The organism is Nostoc sp. CmiVER01, assembly GCF_034531135.2.
In the GTDB taxonomy this organism is placed as follows: domain Bacteria; phylum Cyanobacteriota; class Cyanobacteriia; order Cyanobacteriales; family Nostocaceae; genus Nostoc.
In genome coordinates this window covers 268,013-288,462 of the sequence record NZ_JAVRBU020000010.1, presented here as the reverse complement: position 1 = coordinate 288,462, position 20,450 = coordinate 268,013, and the positions used below count along the sequence as shown (strand labels likewise).

Genomic DNA, 20,450 nt, shown 5'->3' with positions numbered 1-20,450 from the left:
TTGAACTCAGGCTTCTTTAGATCAAAAGTTTAGAAATTCAAAATTCAGGAGTCAAAATATGGATAAGCAATACTCTAATTTATCATCGGCTAAACAAGCCCTTCTACAAAAATTGAAGGCAGGACAATTTAAAGTACAGACTATTGCTAAACGCTCTAATTCAGACTCAGTTCCATTGTCTTTTTCCCAGCAGCGATTATGGTTTATTGACCAACTTTATTACGGTAGTTATTTCTACAATTTAGTAGGTGCTATTCATTTAAAAGGTGAACTGAATATCACAGCTTTCCAAGAAAGTCTCAACGAAGTTCTCAGGCGACATGAAGCATGGCGCACGATTTTTGTCGAAATAGATCAGGAGCCAATGCAGGTAATTGTAGCTGAATTAACCTGGGATTTACCCATTATTAGTCTTGAGCATTTCTCTAACAAAGATTGGAAAGCAGAAGTTCAGCGACTAGCAGTTGAAGAAACTCAAAAATCTTTTGATTTAACTAAAGCACCACTTGTCAAAGCAACTTTACTGCGAGTTAATGAACAAGAGCATATTTTTCTGTTAAATATGCACCACACTGTTTCAGATGGCTGGTCTATTGGTGTATTTGTGAAGGAATTAGCAACGCTGTATGCTGCATTTACTAAAGGTTTACCCTCACCATTACCGAAACTTCCGATTCAGTATGGGGACTTTGCAATTTGGCAGCGCGATCGCTTGCAAGGCGAACTGTTGAAAACGCAACTAAGTTACTGGAAGCAACAACTAGGAGGAGAACTACCTGTACTTCGGCTGCCAACGGATCGTCCACGACCTAATGTCGCTACTTTTGCAGGTAAAAAACACTACTTTAAACTTTCTAAAAAATTAACAGAAGCACTCAACAAATTTAGCAAACAAGAAGAAGCTTCTTTATTCATGACTCTGCTGGCAGCTTTTAACACATTACTTTACCGCTATACACAACAAGAAGATATCCTCATCGGTACGCCAATTGCTAACCGCAATCTTCCTGAATTAGAAGGGATGCTTGGCTTTTTTGTCAATACATTAATTATACGTACCGACTTAAGTGATAACCCTAACTTTCGTGAACTTTTAAGTCGGGTACGCGAAGTGACTCTTGGTGCTTATAGCCATCAAGATTTACCTTTCGAGAAACTGGTGGAGGAATTACGACCAAAGCGAGATTTAAGAATAAATCCCCTGTTTCAGGTGATGTTTGTCCTGCAAAATATCCCAATGCCAGCACACGAGGTTTCTGGTTTAACCTTGAGTCCTTTGGATGTGGATAATGGCACGGCAATGCTTGACATACTGTTGTCAATAGTCGAATATGATCGGGAATTAAGTGGATTTTTAGAGTACAATACTGATTTATTTGACTCGGCAACTATTGCCCGATTAGTCGCCAATTTTGAAACTTTATTAGAAAATATTGTTCTCGAACCAAATCAGCGTATTTCTGAACTACCTTTATTAACTATTAATGAACAAGAGCAAATATTAATCAGGTGGAATAATACTATAAAAAATTATCCTCAAGCGACTCTGCATGAATTATTTGAACAGCAAGTCCAACAATCACCTCATGCTTTAGCGTTAATCGATCAATCAGAACAGATAACTTTTGAACAGCTAAATCAAAAAGCTAATCAACTTGCACATTATTTACAAAAGTTAGGAGTCACTATAGAAACCCGCGTCGCCATTTCCTTAGAACGTTCCATTGAATTTGTTATTGGAATTTTAGCTATTTTTAAAGCTGGAGGTGCTTACGTTCCCCTTGACCCAAATTATCCTAGTAACCGTCTAGCTTTCATGCTTGCTGATTGCCAAGCAAATCTATTAATAACTCAACAAAAAATATTAGAAAAGCTGACTAAATCTGCTGTAATACAAACTAGAACTATTTGTCTAGATGTTTATCATGATATTCTGGCACAAGAATCTCGTGAAAATCCTGTTAGCAATACAACACCAGATCAGCTAGCTTACATACTTTATACTTCAGGTTCTACGGGAACTCCCAAAGGAGTCCTTGGTACTCATAGAGGTACAGTCAATGGTTTGAATTGGTTATGGGAAACTTACCCACCCGCAGCTGATGAAATTGCTTGTTATAAGACTGCCATTAGTTTTGCAGATTCTCTTTGGGAGATTTTCAGCCCTTTAATACAAGGACTGCCGGCAGTAATTATCCCTGATGCGATTGTCAAAGATACTCGCCTTTTTCTAGAAACCCTTGCTCAATATAGAGTGACGCGCATCATACTTGTGCCATCACTGCTACGGCTATTTTTAGAAACTTACAGTGAGCAAACTAAAAATCTGTCACACCTGAAAATTTGGACTATAAGTGGAGAAGCGCTGCCTCTGGACTTAACACAAACTTTCTATAAATTGATGCCGTCGGCAAAACTACTCAACTTTTATGGTTTATCTGAAGTTTCTGCCAATGTCATTTGCTATGACACAAGTTTATTGCCAGAGAAAGCTACTAGCGTCTTCATTGGTCGTCCGATAAATAATACACAGGTTTATGTGTTAGATCGTCATTTACAGCATACTCCGGTAGGAGTTTTCGGTGAACTATATATTAGTGGACTTCCCTTAGCAAGAGGCTATTGGCAGCGTCCAGAACTGAACCAAGAACGGTTTATCAATCACCCTTTTATACCAGGAAGTAAGCTCTACAAAACTGGTGATTTAGTACGTTATCTAAATAATGGTGAACTTGAGTATTTGGGACGCAGCGATAATCAAGTAAAAATCAGAGGCTTTCGGATTGAACTAGGGGAAATTGAAGCGGCGATCGCTCAACATCCTGCTGTTCAACAAGCGGCTGTCATTGTCCGCAATCATGCCCAAGGTGGTGACTATCTTGTAGCATATATTGTGACAACCGAACAAAACTTAATCCCCTCGCTACAAAGCTACCTGAAAGAGAACTTGCCAGATTACATGATCCCGTCAGCCTTAGCGATTTTAGATGCACTCCCACTAACACCTAGTGGGAAAGTGGATAGGCGATCGCTTTTATCCCTAGATGATGTTCAACCCAACTCTACTGCATCCTTCGTTGCTCCCCGCGATCATTGGGAATTTACTCTGGCACAGATTTGGGAAAATCTCCTTCAGATAAATCCGATCGGTGTCACAGCCAACTTTTTTGACTTAGGTGGTCATTCGCTGTTAGCAGCACGTTTAATGGCTCAAGTTAACGAGCGTTTTGGGCAAAAACTTTCTTTGTCTGCCCTTTTCCAAGGTGCAACAATTGAGCAGTTAGCTAAGACTATCCGACAACAGTTTGGCTCAGGTTCTGGTTCTCCTCTAGTCAAAATTCGGTCTTCAGGTAGCAAAAATCCTTTCTTTTGCGTACATCCAGCTGGAGGTACTATCATCACCTATCCAAACTTAGCCAGTGGACTGGATGCAGAACAGCCATTTTACGCTCTGGAACAAAACCCTGTCCAGCAGCCGGAAGTTATTTCTATAGAACAGACAGCTAGTGATTATTTAGAAGCAATTCGTACCGTACAGCCAGAAGGGCCTTATCTTTTAGGGGGTTGGTGTTACGGTGCGATCGTTGCCTTCGAGATGGCGCAACAACTACAAAGGCAAGGCCAGACAATAAGTTTACTTGCCGTGTTTGATGCCATAGTACCAGATAGTCCAATCCAACCAGCAGATGATGATGATGCTAAATACATAGTTCGTGCAGCCGAGTCGATAAAATACTTATTTGGCATAGATTTGGCAATGTCCTATGAACAAGTCCTACCACTGTCACCAGATGAACAATTCAAGCTCTTGTTAAAACGACTTCAGATCATCAGTGATACAGAAATGCAGCAACACTTTTGTAGTTACAGACTTTTCCGGAATCATGCCCAAGCTATGCGAAATTATGTTCCACAAGTCTATGCCAATAAAATTACTCTGTTTAAAGCTAAAGAGACAATTCCACACGATTTTCAAAGTCCAGAGTTGTACAGTGATGACCCGTTGTTAGGTTGGGGCAAATGTTCTATCCAACCAATTGAGCTGATTGAGGTTCCTGGCAACCATTTTTCGATGTTTAATGACACTCATATTCAAGAGTTAAGTAAAGAATTGAGAAAAGCTATCAATAAACTTACTTAAGCTGTATGATATTTACTTAAGGTTGACTAAATTTAAATTTTGGCTGTCATCAGACTTTTTTAGCCAGATATCTACTTTCCTGTCTTGAAAATAGGTGAAGGAGATTGTCAGCGTGGGTTATAAAAATGTCAAACCCCTAGACCAGGTTCAAAAAAGAGAGTGTACTAAAGAGAATCTTATGCAACAGTTTTCTCAGCCATTACCATACATCTCACTCCAATGAAGAACACTCAAAGTCTGAATAAGCTGGGATTACTCGCCTGTTTGTACATATCACAGTACATTCCGATTATGTTTCTTTTGCAAGCTTTGCCAGTGTTTCTGCGTCAGCAGGGAGTGAATCTTGATGCCATCGGTTTACTTTCATTGATAGCTCTACCGTTGATTCTGAAATTTCTATGGTCTCCCCTGATTGATCGTTATGGTTTTACTCGTTGGGGACATTACCGATTTTGGATTATCTGCTTTCAACTCTTAGTTGCTGCTTTAACGGTTATTTGTGCCTTTTTTGATATTGAGACAAACTTTACTGGTTTGTTAATTTGTATATTACTAATGTGTCTGTTTTGTTCTAGTCAAGATATCGCCACAGATGCCTTAGCTGTGGGATTGTTGGAACCACAAGAGCGAGGTTTGGGGAATGGAATACAAACTTCAGGACACTATCTTGGTGCAATCATTGGCAGTGGTGGAATGCTAATCTTGCTCAATTACTGGGGATGGAGAACGAGTCTGCTGATTTTGGCGGGAATAGTGGTGTTAGCACTGATTCCTGTTCTGCGTCATCAAGAGCAACAAATACCGGATGTAAAAGAATTGCAAACTTCAGGGATCGTTAAGAGTTATTTTAGGACTCTAATCAACCCCTACCGCGATCGCAGAACATGGAGTTGGTTGCTGATTTTGTCGCTGTATTTGGCTGGTGGCAATATGGCAAACACCATGTTTCGTCCATTATTGGTGGATATTGGGCTATCTTTGGCAGATATCGGTTGGTTAATGGGAGTTGTGAGTCATGGTGCGGGAATCATTGGTGCGATCGCTGCTGGTTTTTTGATTGCACCTTTAGGAAGGAAACGATCGCTGATTTTATTTGGTTTACTTTATGCGATCGCAATGACAGCTTACTTTTTACCAGCCTTTGGCATCACCAATTTACCGATACTTCACCTAGTAGCTATCAGCGTGCAAATAACTCTTGGTGCAGCAGGTACTACTTTGTTTACTATCATCATGGATAAGAGCCAATTAGCAACTGCTGGCACAGATTTTACTGTGCAAACTTCATTCATTTATTTTGGTACTATCGGTGCTTCAGCTATCAGTGGTTTGCTAGCGCAGATAGTTAGCTACAAGGGAGTATTTGCTATCGGCATCGGCATTACTCTCCTCGATATTATCCTAATTAATCAAGTCTTTGTCAGTAACGAAATTCAACAGCGATCGCCACTTGTATTTAAATAAAAATTATATTTAATGTCTCCGATGATTTTTTACTTAAATCTCAATCAAAAAAATATTCAACAAGAATAATTAGTATGACTTGAATGCTTAATTTCTCTTTGTAAAATTGACATCTTGTTGAAGATACATCCAATAAATATCAACCAGATTTTATCTCAAACCAATCACCAAATCATCAGTCATGAAGCCACCTCAAGGTCCAAAAATTCCTCCTATATTACAGATTATTCGATTGATGTCTGACCCTCTTGGGTATCTAGAAGCTACAAGTAAACTTTACGGTGACATCTTCACCTCGTCATTTATTTTTGATGCACCCACAGTCTTTGTTAGCCATCCAGAGGGAATTAAAGAGATTTACACCAATAAAAATATTGCATCCCCAGGAGAGTTAAACAGAAATGCGGCTCATACCTCAGGAGAAAAAGGAATACTTCAACTTGATGGCTTAAAACACAAAAATCGACGTCAGATCATGTTGCCCGCCTTTCATGGTACGCGAATACAAGCTTATGGACAACGTATTTATGACTTAACAGATGAGGTTATGAGTAAACAGATAATTGGCAAACCCTTCTCAGCCTACAACACGATGAAAATTTTTACCTTAAAGGTAATTTTGTCAGCTGTATTAGGCTTGCGTGAAGGGGAACAATACGAAAAAATAGAGAAGGAACTGCATTCTATGCTGAATTGTCCGCAGTATCCCTTCTGGGAATTATCTGCATCTATACCGTTTCTGCGACGTGATTTTGGTTCATGGAGTCCTTGGGGATACTTTCTTCGGATCAAGCAGCGATTACAGGAATTGCTTTATGCTGAAATTGATAAATGCCGTCAACAAGAAAATTTTACTAGCAACAATCTCCTCTCATTACTAGTTTCAGCTAAGGATGAATCCAATGAACCTCTGAGCAATGAGGAGATACACGACCTCATTCTTGCACCTCTGTTTGCTGGACGCGATGCAGCCGCAACAGCAATTAGCTGGTCTTTGTACTGGACTCATCATCTACCCGCAGTTCGTGAGAAATTGCTCCAAGAACTCGACAGCCTGGGAGAGTCACCAGATATTATGAGTATCGTCCGATTACCTTACCTCAGTGCTGTCTGTAATGAAGCCCTAAGACTCTACCCGACTCAGGTATTTACTTTTCCTCGACGGGTGGAATCAACAGTCGAGTTGATGGGCTATGAATTGAGTCCTGGTACAGTGGTAATTGGCAATATTTATCTGACTCATCAAAGAGAGGATTTATACCCAGAACCCAAGCAATTTAGACCAGAGCGATTTCTAGAAAAACAATTCTCTCCCTACGAATTTTTACCCTTTGGTGTTGGTGAGCGTTACTGTATGGGTGCTGCTTTGGTCATATTTGAAATGAAACTAGTATTAGCAAAAATTCTTTTAGGATACCAACTAGAACTAGCGACTCAGCAACCAGAACGACCCAAGCGCGATACTCTTAACTTTCCTCCTGCCAGTGGCTTGAAAATGGTTTTGCGGGGTCAGAGTTCACAAAGCAATAGCAATTCATTTCCAATAGAGTTTGCTACTAACGTCAATCATTAAGCTGAGAATCCATTTTTCATCTAATATTTTACTATGAGTATTAGATTGCCATCAACAGTAAGATAAAAGAGAAAAATTCTATGGTCAATATCATCGAAAACCTAGAACAGTCATATTGTCTAATCCAAATTGGTGAGGAAGTGACTGAACAAGATACTCAGAATTATCTTGCTCGCTTTACAAATCTCATCAATCATCAAGAGCGCATAGGCTTTGCTTTTCAATACCTGGGTGGTAAACCTCGAAAATCAAAAGCTGGTGAAAAAATGGAGGGTGAATGGCTGCGTGTACATAAGAAAGAACTTGAGAAATATTGCTTGGGTATAGCTATGGTTACTTCTCCTAGTATAGAATCCTTGTTAAAACGAATAATCTTGAAAGGAGCAGGAAAACGTTTATTTGGATGTGATTGCGAACTTTTCTATAGTTTGGATAAAGCAGAAGAGTGGTTTAGGACTCGTAGCCAAAGTAAATCATAGGGATTGGGAAAGGGATATTTTCAGGCTGTTGTTATGTAATTATTCGCGCAAATTTCTAGCTTAAAAATGTATGTTTTGAGAAAAAATTTACATTTTTGGTTAGAGGATTTTTACATAATGAGTTAACTGAAAAAAGTTGGGCTAAATTATTTGCTGCATATCTATATGAATTTAGAAATCTTTAGGTTTTATTTTGTCAAAGCCTGATTTTGATATGCCTAATTTTATTTTTAGATTATTATTTTTGAATATGAATATATTGATTTTTCTATTACCACTCAGTCTTCTCTTCAGTCTGATCCTGAACGCCGAAGTATTAACTTTCTCTCTGCAAGCTTCAAGATAACAATAGTTGACCTTATACCAGCTTAGTTTACAAAAAATTACCAATTCAGAATACCGATGAAACTACCTCAAGGACCGAAAACTTCAGCTTTCTTAAACAATATTAAATTCGCATCCGATCCTTTAGGCTATATGGATACTCTTGCCAGGGATTATGGCGATATCTGCACCATAAATTTTGGTCATACACCGACAGTTTTAGTGAGCAACCCAGACGGAATTAAGCAGATTTTTACCAAAACGAAGGAAATTACAGCTCCTGGCAAGTTACAACAAATTGTAGCTCCCTTAATAGGAAACAATGGATTACTCCTGCTTAATGGATTGCGCCACCAACATCGACGGAAACTGATAATGCCTGCCTTTCATGGTGCGCGTATCCATTCCTACGGACAGCAAATCTGTGAACTAACAAAAATAATCATTAAAAAACAAACTATTGGTCAATCTTTTTTATTATTCCCTACCATCCAAACTATTACCCTAGAAGTACTGATAAAAGTTTGGTCTGGTTTGCATGAAGGAGAACGTTACCAACAAATTACACAAGCAATTCCAGCTTTGCTAAATTTTGCCAGAACTCCTTTATGGGAAATCTTTGCATCTTTACCCTCACTACAACGGGATTTAGGTCGATGGAGTCTGTGGGGATACTTTCTTAGTCTCCAACGACAATTGGATGATTTGATCTATGGAGAAATTAACGAACGTCGCCAAAAATCAGACCAGCTTCCCACTAACCTGCTTTCAGAACTTATATTGGCTCGTGATGAAACGGGTGAACAGCTAACAAATCAAGATATGCGGGATCTCTTCCTCACATTACTACTCGGTGGTCGAGATGCAGCAGCCACAGGAATTTCTTGGTTATTATACTGGACTCATCATCTGCCTACAGTCCGCGAGAAATTGCTCCAAGAACTAGATAGCCTTGGTGAATCTCCAGATCCGATGAGCATTGTTCAATTGCCTTACTTAAATGCTGTCTGTAATGAAGCGCTACGACTTTATCCAACTCAGTTAGTTACATTACCAAGGCTAGTGGAATCTCCAATTGAAGTAATGGGCTATGAGTTAAGTCCAGGTACATTGTTAAGAGTTGGTATTTATTTAACGCATCAACGCGAAGACTTGTATCCACAACCTCAGGAATTTAGGCCCGAACGCTTCTTAGAAAAACAATTCTCTGCTTATGAATTTCTACCTTTTGGTGGAGGTACTCGTCGCTGTCCTGGTGAAGCTTTAGCTATGTTTGAAATGAAGCTAGTATTGGCAACAATATTGTCACATTATCAACTATCTATAGCTTCACAAGAACCAGTCAAACCACAACGTCGCGGTGCTAATTTTCCTCCGGCTTCGTTGAAGATGATAATGCTTGGTCAGCGTCAAAAACAAGAGCGATCGCCAGAGTTACTCGCCAACTTAATTTAGTGTGCGAATATATCTATCTAATTGACATAAGCTAATAAGCATTTAAGTTGCATAAAACCAGTCAGGCAACAACATCGAGTAGTAACAAAGCCAAAAAAGACTTAATTTCAATAAAGTGAATCAACTGTAGAAAGTTTATCAATTAGTCATTGATCGTTCAAAAAAAATGACAGCATTCACTAAAAAATGCCATAAATAATCTAAGAAAAACAATGACAATAAGCAAACAAAAGATCCAGAAACAAAATTACTTTTTGGAAAACGAGCAATCTTTGCAATATGAAATTGAAGAACAAATAATAAAAGTATTTACTTCATCTGGCAAAGCCAATCCTGACGATGTAGATAGTTTAGTTGATAAAATATCCCAAAATTTCTTAACCACAAATGATGCAAACACTGTTATTGAATTAGATTCTTTATTAGGTAGGTTTTCTAATAGCAAAATACCTGCTCAACCTGCTAATTTTCAAAGCTATCTCAAATACTTAACTAACAATGTTATTGAGCATTCAATACACACATCTTCGCCTCGATTTATTGGTCATATGACCTCTGCACTTCCCAGCTTTGTACTTCCTATTGCCAAACTGATGACGGCAATGAATCAAAATGCAGTTAAAATAGAGACAGCTAAATCCCTCAGCTTCTGTGAAAGAGAGGCTTTAGCAATGATGCATCGACTGATTTACAACTTTTCTGATAATTTCTATGCTCAACATATTCAAAATAGCCAGAGTACTTTAGGAATCTTGCTTTCTGGTGGTACAACTGCTAACATTACAGCCCTCTGGTGTGCCAGAAATACTTCTTTGGGAGAAAAAGATGATTTTGGTGGCATAGAAAAAGAAGGCTTAACAGCAGCCCTAGATTTCTACGGTTACAAAGGAGCAGTAATTATTGGCTCTGAGTTGATGCATTTCTCTTTTGATAAAGCTGCTGATTTAATGGGCATTGGTATACAAGGTTTGATCAGAATCCCTACTAACTCTAATAATCAAGTTGACATACAAGCACTACGCGAAGCTGTTGCAGAATGTCATGCTCAAAAATTACTGATTATTGGTATTATAGGCGTTGCTGGCACCACAGACTCAGGTGGAGTAGGGGGTCAAGTTGGTCATTGGGAAAACCTGGCATGGTGTTTAACCGCTTGGGTTTTAATTTCCCAAGTCCAAAACGGTTATCGAAGAGTGAGTCACCCACTGCTAGGGTGATGGTAAGGTTATCAGGAACCACTACAGAACCAAGAATTCCCGAATCACTGGGTGGAAATTTGGGGTCGCGTAGCTTGGGTGTTCCCCCTGCCATGAGAAACTGAATGCGATCGCTCAAGGTTTGAAACAAGCGCACCAAATCTGGTTTGGTTTTAGCTGTTGTGTCAAATGCCACCATCAGAGCAGAAGCCGGGACAGGGGTGATAATACCTGCTTGGTGAATACCAAAAAATGGCACAGTCTCTTCAGATGGGTCTTCAGCAGTTTCCGAAAGAGTGCGATAACCCAAACTGGTCAAAGCTGCTACTCCACCTGCTGCTGCCATACCAATCAGCAAGTCACGACGGCTGATGCGGGGAGTAATACGTAAACTTGGTTGCTCCGAACTTGACATAGTTTACTTTTCTAGGAATAAAATTAGTTAACGCCCAAAGTACCGCGCAGTTGGGCATCACCGTGCCAAAACGGGAAAATTGTACGCTAAGGCTGAAACCCATATCACATAAGCATTTCAGCGATACTTATTTTCCTTAACCCGCAAAGGACGCAACTGATCAAAACTGGTCGCCTGCTTCAAATTCCAGACATAATCACCAGTGAGATTGATATGCTCCCAACCCAACGGTGACAAATGTTGCAAATGTTCTTCAGGAATATTCATCCCTTGTTCCTGCAAATAATCCACGGCTTTTTCTAAGTACACCGTATTCCACAGAACAATAGCAGCAATCACCAAATTCAACCCACTGGCCCGATAAAACTGATCTTCATAAGAGCGATCGCGCAGCTCCCCCAGGCGATTAAAAAACACCGCTCTTTTCAGGGTATGTTTTGCCTCACCCTTATTTAGTCCTGCTGTAGCCCGTCGCCGCAGTTCTGGACTCTGCAACCAGGAGAGAGTAAACAAAGTCCGCTCAATCCTTCCCAACTCCCGCAAAGCTAGAGCTAAACGATTCTGCCGAGGATAGGAAGCTAATTTCCTTAACATCAAAGAAGCTGTCACCGTCCCCGTCCGAATTGAACTAGCAAGGCGTAGAATTTCATCCCAAGATTCCTGAATTAATTTCACATTAATCTTGTCACCAAGGAGGGGTGCCAAAGGCGAATCAGGAGAACTAGGTTCAAAAGTATACAATTTCTTATCAGGTAAATCGCGCATTCGAGGAGCAAATCTAAATCCCAGCAGATGGCACATTGCGAAGACATGTTCGGTATAGCCACTTGTATCCGTATAATGCTCCTGAATCTGTAAATCACTCTCGTGATATAACAAACCATCTAAAACGTGGGTTGCATCCCTAATCGTGGCATTAATTACCTTAACGTGAAAGGGGGCATACTGGTCAGAAATATGCGTGTAAAAAATCACGCTTCTATCCTTACCGTACTTGGCATTGATCTCTTCATTAAAACTGCGATGTCCACCTGCTTTAAACCGTTGGCCATCAGAAGAAGATGTTGTCCCATCACCCCAATAAGCAGCAAATGGGATCTGTGCATGAAAATTCACTACCTCAGCTAAAGCCTTGGAATAAGTTTCATCTCGAATATACCAATCCGCCACCCAAGCTAAACGCTCAAAAGACATTCCTTGAGTTGCGTCAGCCATCCGCGTTAAACCTAAATTAATACCATCAGCAAGCAAGGCACTTAACAAAACAACTTTATCTGAAACTTGTTCTCCTGAATGTAAATGCGTAAAATGTTTCGTAAATTGCGTCCAAGAATCAACTTCTACTAACAAATCAGTCAACTTAATTCTTGGCAGTAAACTATGAACTGTTCTGCTAAATCCATCAACCTCCTTTGGGACAGCATTGGTAAGAGGAGTGATAATTAACTGTTCGTTCTCTATCCTGACATCAACCAGTTTATTTTCTGCCATTAAAGAAGAAACAAGCGCTAATTGTTCAGACAATTCAAGTGAGCGTTGTTCAATATAAGTAGTGAAATCCGTCGTTACTGCCACAGGTATCGTTTGAGAAGAACACATTGATTGCCATGCGTTATCTGTTAATAGATAATCCTCAAAATCTTGGAACTGCTTCGAGCCTGCTACCCAAATATCTCCAGAACGCAAGCCACTGCGTAATTCAGCCAAAGCACACATCTCATAGTAGTGACGGTCAATAGTATCGCCCTTAACTACGTGTTTTAACCAACGAGGTTTAACGAAACTAATATCCGCAGATTCCGGTACTTTTCGACCACCAGATATATTTAATTCTTTAATGACTGACAAAGCTTTTAGAATCGGTAAACTGGCTCCAGTAGCTTTAAATTCAAACGCTGACAACAATTTTGGTGTATACCTTCTCAATTGTGAATAACGATTATCAAGCAGTTCAAGATAATCAAAATCTGCGGGTCTGGCTAGTTTTTCAGCTTCGGCAACACTACTAATAAACTTTTCCCAATTTAAGACTGATTCAATCGCTTTATAAGCATCAATTGACTCATCTCTAGCAGCAATCAACGCCTTACCTACTTGAGCATATAATCGGACTTTCTCATTAATTGCTTTGCCATCATGTTGAAACTTATCCCCATGCTGATGCTCACTTTTGTTAAACAATTTACCCATCATTTTATCGTGCATTTCTATGGCATAATCGACTAATGACGCACTCCATTCAATGAGAAAAGCAACTAAAATAGCATAGCGTCTCAATTCATCCAACCTAGATAGGTGAGCAGGTGTAGACTTCGCGCCAGTTCTAGTAAATTGCAGTAGACGATTTTGGTGTACTCGTTTCAAGCATCCAGAGTCGAGATTGAGATGGCGGATAAACTCCAGTCGTTCCACCACTTTTAAAAAGTTCCTTGGATTAGCCTGACCTGGTGGTTGACGTAGCCAAATTAAATCAGTCAGTTTTTTATCAGGCTCTACAACTAATAACTTATCCAGCGCCATCTTTTGTAATGTTGTCAAACTTTTAGTCAACTCAAGACATACTAGTTTTTGAGCGCGATGTCTGACCTCCCAGGCTAAACGTTCTACCGTAGAAATAGCTGGAATAATAATTTGGCGCAAGCGCATCTCATCAATCAACGCTCCCACAAGCGCCATCCCTTTATCTGACGATATTGCAAAAGGTAATAACCATTTTGAGAATTGCTTGTATGTAGATATATTAAAAGTATGAAATCCGAAATTATTTTGAATTTCTGCCAGATGTTCGCGTCGAGTTGTATCCCTTTGGGAATATTCGGTGATGATTGTCGGGTCAAGTTTTAATTGAGATGCAATATAAAACAGTACAGATTCTGGTACTATTTCTCCTAGACTCCAAACACGACCGGGGAAGCGTAGGTAAGATAACTGTACGGCGAAACCAAGACGATTGTGTGGTCTACGACGCTCTTTGATAACTTTGAGTTCGTCATTACTAAAAGTATAGTAGCGAGCTATATCTCTTGTCGTGATAGAATCGGGGATTTCAGTAAATTGAAGTCGTTGTGTCGGAGATAAAAGTTCGCGCGTTGCCAATTAGATACCTGGATATTCAGTTTTTAAGAAGTAGTTTGATTTTGTTTATAATTCGCGCCACAGTAAGGGCAGAATTTAAATTTCAATGACATAATTGGTTCATTACAACTAACACAGCGATTCCGTAAAGCTGTACCACAAGCAAAGCAATACTTCGACCGTAAGTCTGTCCACATTTGGTCAGGAGTAGTTCCTGGAGTCCAACATTTAGGACAAAATTTTAACGTAGTTATTGTTTCTGGGGAGACTTTCTTCGCTGCCGCATCTAGGTACTCCGGTGGTATTCCCAACGCCGCAGCTAAACCGCCTTTAGCCTTTTGATTCAGTCTCGAAGTTTGTCCACCCTCAATTTTGCGGATGGTCTGGATATGTATTCCCGCTTTAAAACTCAACTCTTTTTGGGTTAAAGAAAGCTGACCTCGCAATCTCTGGACGTAATTAGCAAGCCCTTCTTCTCCCAATGGTCGCGTTGAATGTTCTGTTACAATCATCAAAATATATCTGAAAATATATTTGTTAATGATAAGTTAATATCTAAACCTTTATTCAAATAAATTGTAAAAAGCTCCTCTAAAGTAATGATGACTTTAGCAGCTTTAGCCACCAAGTTTTTAGAACGTTCAGGACTAGCCAAAAGTACTCTGCGTTCATATCAGTCTACGATTATCCCCTTGCTCAAGGAGTACGGTCGATGGTCAATAGAAATCATCGACAGACAAGTTTTGATGGAATATCTCAATCATTTAACTGATGTTTCCTATACGACCCACCACCGTCATCAAGCTGTAATCACGGCTTTGTTCAGTTTTGCTGTTGATATGGGATATCTCAAATCCAATCCGGTTGCGGGACTCACAAGACGTAAACCCAGTCGAGAACAAGGAGAACACGCTACTGATGAGGCTGTGCGTTACCTTACTCCATACCAATTAAGTATCCTGTATGGTGTCATCAAAAAAGATATTCGTTTGTCTGCATTGGTGCATTTGTTGCATACCAGTGGCGCTAGGATTGCTGAGGTACTGGCTCTAAATTTAGATGACATAGACCTCGAAGCTCGAAAATTTCAGGTTGTTGGGAAAGGCAACAAGCAACGGTGGTGTTTTTACAGTGAAGTAGCACTCACGAGTCTAAATAACTACATTGAATATTATAGACATCCTAAGCATCCAGCACTGTTTACTGCTCAACAGCCAAAAACTTTAGAAGTATCCCGCCTTTCTTACCGCATGGCGCATAAATCTTGGACTAAGTTCATTGGAGATAGTCCTGAACTCCAATTCATTCGTATTCACGACCTACGGCACACTTTTGCTACAGAGCGAGTGGGATTAATGGGGATTGAAGAACTCAGGGCGCTCATGGGACATGAAAGCATTCAGACAACATTACGGTATCAAAAAGTAACGTCACAGCGTGCAGAAATTGTGGCACAATTGGCGTTAAAAAGCCTACCAAACTTTTCTGAATAATTTCAGCATATAACTAACTAAGTGTGATAATAAAACAATACTTTTGCCAAAACATACCATCCTTGGTGCAGAGAATACATACTACTCTGCACCAACAAAATAAGGATAATCAACCACTCAGACAAAGCATCAGCCATCGCACTGAAAAACAATAAAACAAGATTATCTATCAAGTGACGAAAAGGGAATTATGACTAAAAACAAAGCGCAGGCACAGGAAATGGAAGAACGTCTTAAGTACTGGCTTAGTAATTTTGGTGAAAATATTACTAGGATTGACCATGTTATTGATTCATTAGAAGATTTACGGGAGGAGCTAAATACGGATAATGTTGATTTAAGTAAGATTGGTATTAATGATTATATGTACGACTTCATTATTAGTTTAAAATTATTAAAAAAAGATTTATCTGATGATATTAAAACAATTAAAAGTTGTCTTGATTGATAATAATCTAAAAGGAAATTATGATTAATCATTTTGCTTTTTTACAAAACAGAACTAAACAGTACATAGAATCAGATATGCACTGCAAAATTGATGAAAATTTAAATCAATTACTGATGTGGTTTGAGTATTTCCCAAATGGAGATAAATGGATTCTTAGCACACAGATAAAAGATGTGCTTTCACATAAAGCCCGTGAAAGCAATCACAAGAGTTACTGGGATAGAGAGCGGTGTGGATGGTTTCCAATGTCACCCGTTAACTGGGCTTATGAGGTTTTTGGGAATAATTACCATGAGTATTCTGATTTTTTGTTTCCAAAAGCTCTAATTTCTGCCAAGTAAGCAATCATAATGGGATTATGTCTGAACTATATAAAGCTGGAATTATTGAGGTAACAGAAGCAGAAGACGAAGGCAAGGATTTATTTGAAATTACGCTGCACTTTGACGGCGATATTTTTCTTCCCAACGTTGTTTTTGAAGGCAAAGACCACGCATTGCAGCAAGCCAAGAAGCTCTATGATTGGCTAGAAACTAATCCAAAAGAAATTAAGGGGGAGCAACTACGCTGGCGATCATACACAGTTAATCGTGAAATCCTAAGAGAGTATCCATCTTGCTATTTACCTTACTGCTATTCAAAATACGAGCAGAGTTTAGAAGTTTTCGTTTTTGAGCAAGACAAGGAAGCGATCGCTTACGGTTGGTTCAGCGCTGAACCTTTACCTTACCGTATGGATAAAGAAGATGGTTTGGTAGTTCTTGCAGACATTTCAGATGATGCTGTACTTGCTGGTTGGCATAAAGCTACTGATATACGTGTTTACATTTACTCTTTTCTTTACCAATTAGATAGCCGTGACAAAATGGAGAATATGTATGGAAACCTGTATCAATAAAAACGTTGTACCTACTGAAAGTAATTATATATGGGCTTACGCTTGGAATCGTGAACAAGATATTTTAATTCAACCTGATGGGTGGGAGCTATTTGAGTACCAAGACAACGAACCCAAAGAGTGGAAGCAGTTTATGAAAAATAGCGTAAGGTGTTGTACTACAAGCGATTCCTGGCAACATTTAAAAATTAGCGTGGAAAACCCAATGTGACTTTAGGGAGATTTTGATTAATTTAGTTGTTTTGATACTGGCATTACTTGAATCTGGCTTGATTTCATGTCAAATAGCAACAATTAGCAAGCAAAGATAAATGAATAATAGACTGTCTAAAGTGATCCATAGCAGTACTTTCAGACTAGCTTGCCTCTGCTGAAAGCTTCGTTGTATCTACGTATCTACGCCAAATTACACCTATAGGAGGCTCAATCTCACTTACGGGTGTTATTGAAAAATGGGTGGCTAAGATGCTTATGGAGAAAGGCTTTTAGCCTTAGCGTACAATTTTCCCGTTTTGGCACGGTGATGCCTTCTACTGCGGCTAAAGCATCAAAAAAGCCCATAATGCTATTGGATTTTGGTGCAGTAGCTAAATAAAGTACTGCCTGCGCTAAATGATAACGTCCTTCTGGCATTCCTACGCGATCAAATGCTTCAGCACAAGCATTTGTAACGACAACCGCTTGTGGGTCAGCCAATCCGACATCTTCAACTAGCAAGAATTAACATCCGACGGAAAATGAAACGCGGGTCTTCACCTGCATAAACCATTTTGGCCAGCCAATAGAGTGCTGCATCTGGGTCAGAACCTCGTAAGCTTTTGATAAAAGCACTAATGGTATCAAAATGGGCATCCCCTTCTTTGTCGTATAAAACAGCACGCTGTTGAATTGATTCTTCTGCCACTGCTAGAGGAATATGAATAACACCTGTAGCATCGAGGGGTGTAGTCTCTACAGCTAGTTGCAAAGCATTTAATAATGAACGAGCATCACCGTTAGCAACATTAACTAGATGAGCTAAAGCATCTACGTCAATTTGTACTGTTAACTTGCCATAACCGCGTTCCGAATCGAAGAGTGTTTGCTCAACAATTTTGTATAAATCTTTATCAGTTAATTCTTGAAGTTGAAAAATCCGCGAACGGCTGACAAGTGCCTTATTGACTTCAAAAAAAGGATTTTCGGTGGTAGCACCAATGAGAATAATTGTACCATTCTCTACCCAAGGCAATAGAGCATCTTGCTGAGACTTGTTAAAACGATGGACTTCATCGACAAAAAGAATAGTTCGTTGATTATGGAACTTGCGCTTTTGTTGGGCTATTTCAATTGCGGCTCGAATTTCTTTGACTCCTGAAAGTACGGCATTAATAGCGATAAAGTGAGCGCGGATGGTGTTGGCAATAACACGCGCCAAAGTAGTCTTGCCAGTCCCTGGTGGCCCAGAAAAGATTAAGGAAGACAGTTGATCCAAACTAATAGCACGCCGCAGTAGTCTTCCTTGCCCGATAATATGCTCTTGACCAATAAATTGATCGAGTGTCCGGGGACGCATCCTAGCCGCCAGTGGTGCTGATTCTTCAGTTATTTTTGCAAGATGCTGGTCAAATAAATCCATTATTAAATACGTCGAGAGGAGGTGGGGTTTTTCAAGCCATAGAAGATGTATGCTTTTTCAAGGTAAAAAACTATAGCGACAATTAACATCTAAAAAGAAATTACTTTACGATCTCGCAAAAATTTACCGTTTATATTGCGTGGAGCATCAGTAGCGAGCCAAATTGCAGTGTCGGCTCCTTCTGCTGGCGTGCGCGGTGCTGATGACCCACCCATATCTGTTTGAACCCAGCCCGGACAAATGGAATTGACAACAATTCCGAAGGATTGCAGAGCTTGTGCCAGCATAATTGTTGCCCCATTTAATGCCAGCTTTGATAGGCAGTAACTTGGGACATCATAAGACAAGTCTTCTAATGCTCCATATCCGCTTGAAACGTTGACAACTCTGGCATCGGGGGATTTTTCCAATAGGGGTAAAAATGCCTGTACCATCCGAATTGCGCCAAAGGTGTTGGCATTCATGGTGGAATCAAGTAACTCACGAGAAATGGTAAGAATATTTACATCCTTGTCTGGATACACTCCAGCATTATTGATTAAAACATCTAACCGAGCAATTTTCTGGTGCAGGGTTTTTACTGCTTCATCGATAGAGCGATCGTTAGTTACATCCAATTCGAGAGGAATTACCTTTGGTTGAAGCTTCTGTACCGCAAGTTTTGCGTTATCAAGCGAACGTGAAGTGATAATTATCGAGTAACCTTTTGCTAGTAGACCTTGAGCGATGGCAAACCCAATCCCTCGGTTCCCACCTGTGACTAATGCCCATTTGTCTTGCGTGGATTCCATAGTTATGTTCTACCTTGTGTTAAGAATGCTTGCAGAAATGTTGAATCAGGGAATAGTACGTTTTTTTAGTGTGGCTGGTGATTTTCTCCAAAGTAGGGAGTACCTAAAGCTTTAGGAGGTGTAGATTTTCCTGCTAATCCCACTAATGCCAATAAAGCGATCGCATAAGGTAGCATGACTAAAAATTGGTAAGGGATATTTGCGCCTAATGCCTGAATTCGCAGTTGTAAAGCTTCTGTAGCCCCAAATAGCAAACAAGCTAAAGCACTACCTATAGGATGCCATCTGCCAAAAATTAATGCTGCGATCGCAATAAATCCTTTACCAGCACTCATCCCTTCTGCAAAAAATCTTACTTGTACGAGAGTTAAATAAGCACCTCCTAAACTCGCAAGACAGCCACTAATCACCACAGCGATATAACGAACAAATGCTACAGAAATACCTGCTGTGTCAGCAGCTTTCGGAGATTCTCCCACTGCCCGCAATGTCAATCCAAAGCTAGTTTTAAATAAAATGTATGTAGTTAAAATGACTAAGATAAATAATAAGTATACTAAAAAATCTGACTGAAATAGTAGCGCCCCGATTAGGGGAATATTGGCTAAACCAGGAATAGTAATTGCCCCAATTCCAGGTAACTGCTGCGTACTACTGCCACTAAACACTAACCGGGCTAAAAACGATGTTAATCCAGCTGCAACGAGATTAATTGCTAGCCCGGATACCAATTGATCGACACGCAAAGTTACACACAAAACAGCATGAAGTAGTCCGACTAATCCACCTGCAATTAAGGAAGCGAGGATACCAAGCCAGGGATTACCTATGTAGAAAGTGGCAGCAGCAGCAGTAAAAGCACCTGTAAGCAACATTCCTTCTAAGGCGATATTTAAGACGCCCGCTCGTTCCGAGTACAATCCTCCAAGGGCTGCAAATGCTAGGGGGACGGCTAGTCGTAAGGTAGCGATTAAGTAATCAAAGAAGAAGTTGAAATTATTCATGGAGTTATTTTTAAACGCAGAGTGAAGCGCAAAGTATCGCAGAGTTTTCTTTGTGTTCCTCTGCGTTAAACCT

The 20,450-nt window shown here is 39.8% G+C and carries 17 protein-coding genes and 1 pseudogene; 11 read left to right on the top strand and 7 right to left on the bottom strand.

Annotated elements, in window-relative coordinates; genetic code table 11:
- The first annotated feature begins 58 nt into the window (after positions 1 to 58).
- From RMZ43_RS19380 to RMZ43_RS19355, 6 genes and pseudogenes are all read left to right on the top strand, one after another.
- Positions 59 to 4,141 (top strand): amino acid adenylation domain-containing protein, encoded by a 4,083-nt coding sequence (locus RMZ43_RS19380; RefSeq protein WP_322655852.1) that lies wholly within the window; start codon positions 59 to 61, stop codon positions 4,139 to 4,141.
- Positions 4,142 to 4,360: 219 nt separating this feature from the next.
- Positions 4,361 to 5,605 carry an MFS transporter gene (locus RMZ43_RS19375; protein WP_322655853.1) on the top strand — a complete coding sequence of 415 codons (1,245 nt, stop codon included), beginning with the start codon at positions 4,361 to 4,363 and terminating at the stop codon, positions 5,603 to 5,605.
- A gap of 181 nt (positions 5,606 to 5,786) precedes the next feature.
- Positions 5,787 to 7,178, top strand: coding sequence for a cytochrome P450 (locus RMZ43_RS19370; RefSeq protein ID WP_322655854.1), 1,392 nt, complete (start codon positions 5,787 to 5,789; stop codon positions 7,176 to 7,178).
- 80 nt (positions 7,179 to 7,258) lie between these two features.
- Entirely contained in the window at positions 7,259 to 7,657 is a 399-nt protein-coding gene (locus tag RMZ43_RS19365; protein WP_322655855.1) for a hypothetical protein, read from the top strand.
- 402 nt (positions 7,658 to 8,059) lie between these two features.
- Positions 8,060 to 9,436 (top strand): cytochrome P450, encoded by a 1,377-nt coding sequence (locus tag RMZ43_RS19360; RefSeq protein WP_322655856.1) that lies wholly within the window; start codon positions 8,060 to 8,062, stop codon positions 9,434 to 9,436.
- A gap of 212 nt (positions 9,437 to 9,648) precedes the next feature.
- Positions 9,649 to 10,476, top strand: a pseudogene (locus RMZ43_RS19355) (pyridoxal phosphate-dependent decarboxylase family protein); the annotation flags it as partial.
- 28 nt (positions 10,477 to 10,504) lie between these two features.
- Here RMZ43_RS19355 and RMZ43_RS19350 read toward each other — a convergent pair.
- From RMZ43_RS19350 to RMZ43_RS19340, 3 genes are all read right to left on the bottom strand, one after another.
- Positions 10,505 to 11,047, bottom strand: coding sequence for a Dyp-type peroxidase domain-containing protein (locus RMZ43_RS19350; RefSeq protein WP_322655857.1), 543 nt, complete (start codon positions 11,045 to 11,047; stop codon positions 10,505 to 10,507).
- Positions 11,048 to 11,164: 117 nt separating this feature from the next.
- On the bottom strand, positions 11,165 to 14,143 hold the full coding sequence (locus RMZ43_RS19345) for a Tn3 family transposase (RefSeq protein WP_322655858.1): 2,979 nt from the start codon (positions 14,141 to 14,143) through the stop codon (positions 11,165 to 11,167).
- A gap of 23 nt (positions 14,144 to 14,166) precedes the next feature.
- On the bottom strand, positions 14,167 to 14,634 hold the full coding sequence (locus tag RMZ43_RS19340) for a double zinc ribbon domain-containing protein (RefSeq protein ID WP_322655859.1): 468 nt from the start codon (positions 14,632 to 14,634) through the stop codon (positions 14,167 to 14,169).
- 87 nt (positions 14,635 to 14,721) lie between these two features.
- Between RMZ43_RS19340 and RMZ43_RS19335 the strand changes: the two genes are divergently transcribed.
- The 5 genes from RMZ43_RS19335 (at position 14,722) to RMZ43_RS19315 (ending at position 17,175) form a co-directional block, all read left to right on the top strand.
- Positions 14,722 to 15,615, top strand: a complete 894-nt coding sequence (locus RMZ43_RS19335; RefSeq protein WP_322655860.1) for a tyrosine-type recombinase/integrase — start codon at positions 14,722 to 14,724, stop codon at positions 15,613 to 15,615.
- 190 nt (positions 15,616 to 15,805) lie between these two features.
- Complete coding sequence (locus RMZ43_RS19330) at positions 15,806 to 16,063, top strand: hypothetical protein (RefSeq protein ID WP_322655861.1); 258 nt, start codon at positions 15,806 to 15,808, stop codon at positions 16,061 to 16,063.
- Between the two features lie 20 nt (positions 16,064 to 16,083).
- A complete protein-coding gene (locus tag RMZ43_RS19325) occupies positions 16,084 to 16,407 on the top strand; it encodes a hypothetical protein (RefSeq protein ID WP_322655862.1) in 324 nt (107 codons plus the stop codon).
- A gap of 17 nt (positions 16,408 to 16,424) precedes the next feature.
- The gene (locus RMZ43_RS19320; RefSeq protein ID WP_322655863.1) at positions 16,425 to 16,964 is read left to right on the top strand and encodes a hypothetical protein; all 540 of its coding nucleotides are present in this window, start codon (positions 16,425 to 16,427) and stop codon (positions 16,962 to 16,964) included.
- Positions 16,945 to 17,175 carry a hypothetical protein gene (locus RMZ43_RS19315; RefSeq protein WP_322655864.1) on the top strand — a complete coding sequence of 77 codons (231 nt, stop codon included), beginning with the start codon at positions 16,945 to 16,947 and terminating at the stop codon, positions 17,173 to 17,175. The genes RMZ43_RS19320 and RMZ43_RS19315 overlap by 20 nt, the downstream gene beginning before the upstream one ends.
- A gap of 218 nt (positions 17,176 to 17,393) precedes the next feature.
- On the opposite strand, the gene RMZ43_RS19310 is transcribed toward RMZ43_RS19315, so the two are convergent.
- From RMZ43_RS19310 to RMZ43_RS19295, 4 genes are all read right to left on the bottom strand, one after another.
- On the bottom strand, positions 17,394 to 17,681 hold the full coding sequence (locus RMZ43_RS19310; RefSeq protein WP_322655865.1) for a hypothetical protein: 288 nt from the start codon (positions 17,679 to 17,681) through the stop codon (positions 17,394 to 17,396).
- The gene (locus RMZ43_RS19305) at positions 17,671 to 18,582 is read right to left on the bottom strand and encodes an AAA family ATPase (RefSeq protein WP_322655866.1); all 912 of its coding nucleotides are present in this window, start codon (positions 18,580 to 18,582) and stop codon (positions 17,671 to 17,673) included. The genes RMZ43_RS19310 and RMZ43_RS19305 overlap by 11 nt, the downstream gene beginning before the upstream one ends.
- A gap of 89 nt (positions 18,583 to 18,671) precedes the next feature.
- Positions 18,672 to 19,373 (bottom strand): SDR family NAD(P)-dependent oxidoreductase, encoded by a 702-nt coding sequence (locus RMZ43_RS19300; RefSeq protein ID WP_322655867.1) that lies wholly within the window; start codon positions 19,371 to 19,373, stop codon positions 18,672 to 18,674.
- A 65-nt stretch (positions 19,374 to 19,438) separates the two neighbouring features.
- Positions 19,439 to 20,377, bottom strand: a complete 939-nt coding sequence (locus RMZ43_RS19295) for an ABC transporter permease (protein WP_322655868.1) — start codon at positions 20,375 to 20,377, stop codon at positions 19,439 to 19,441.
- Positions 20,378 to 20,450: the final 73 nt, after the last annotated feature.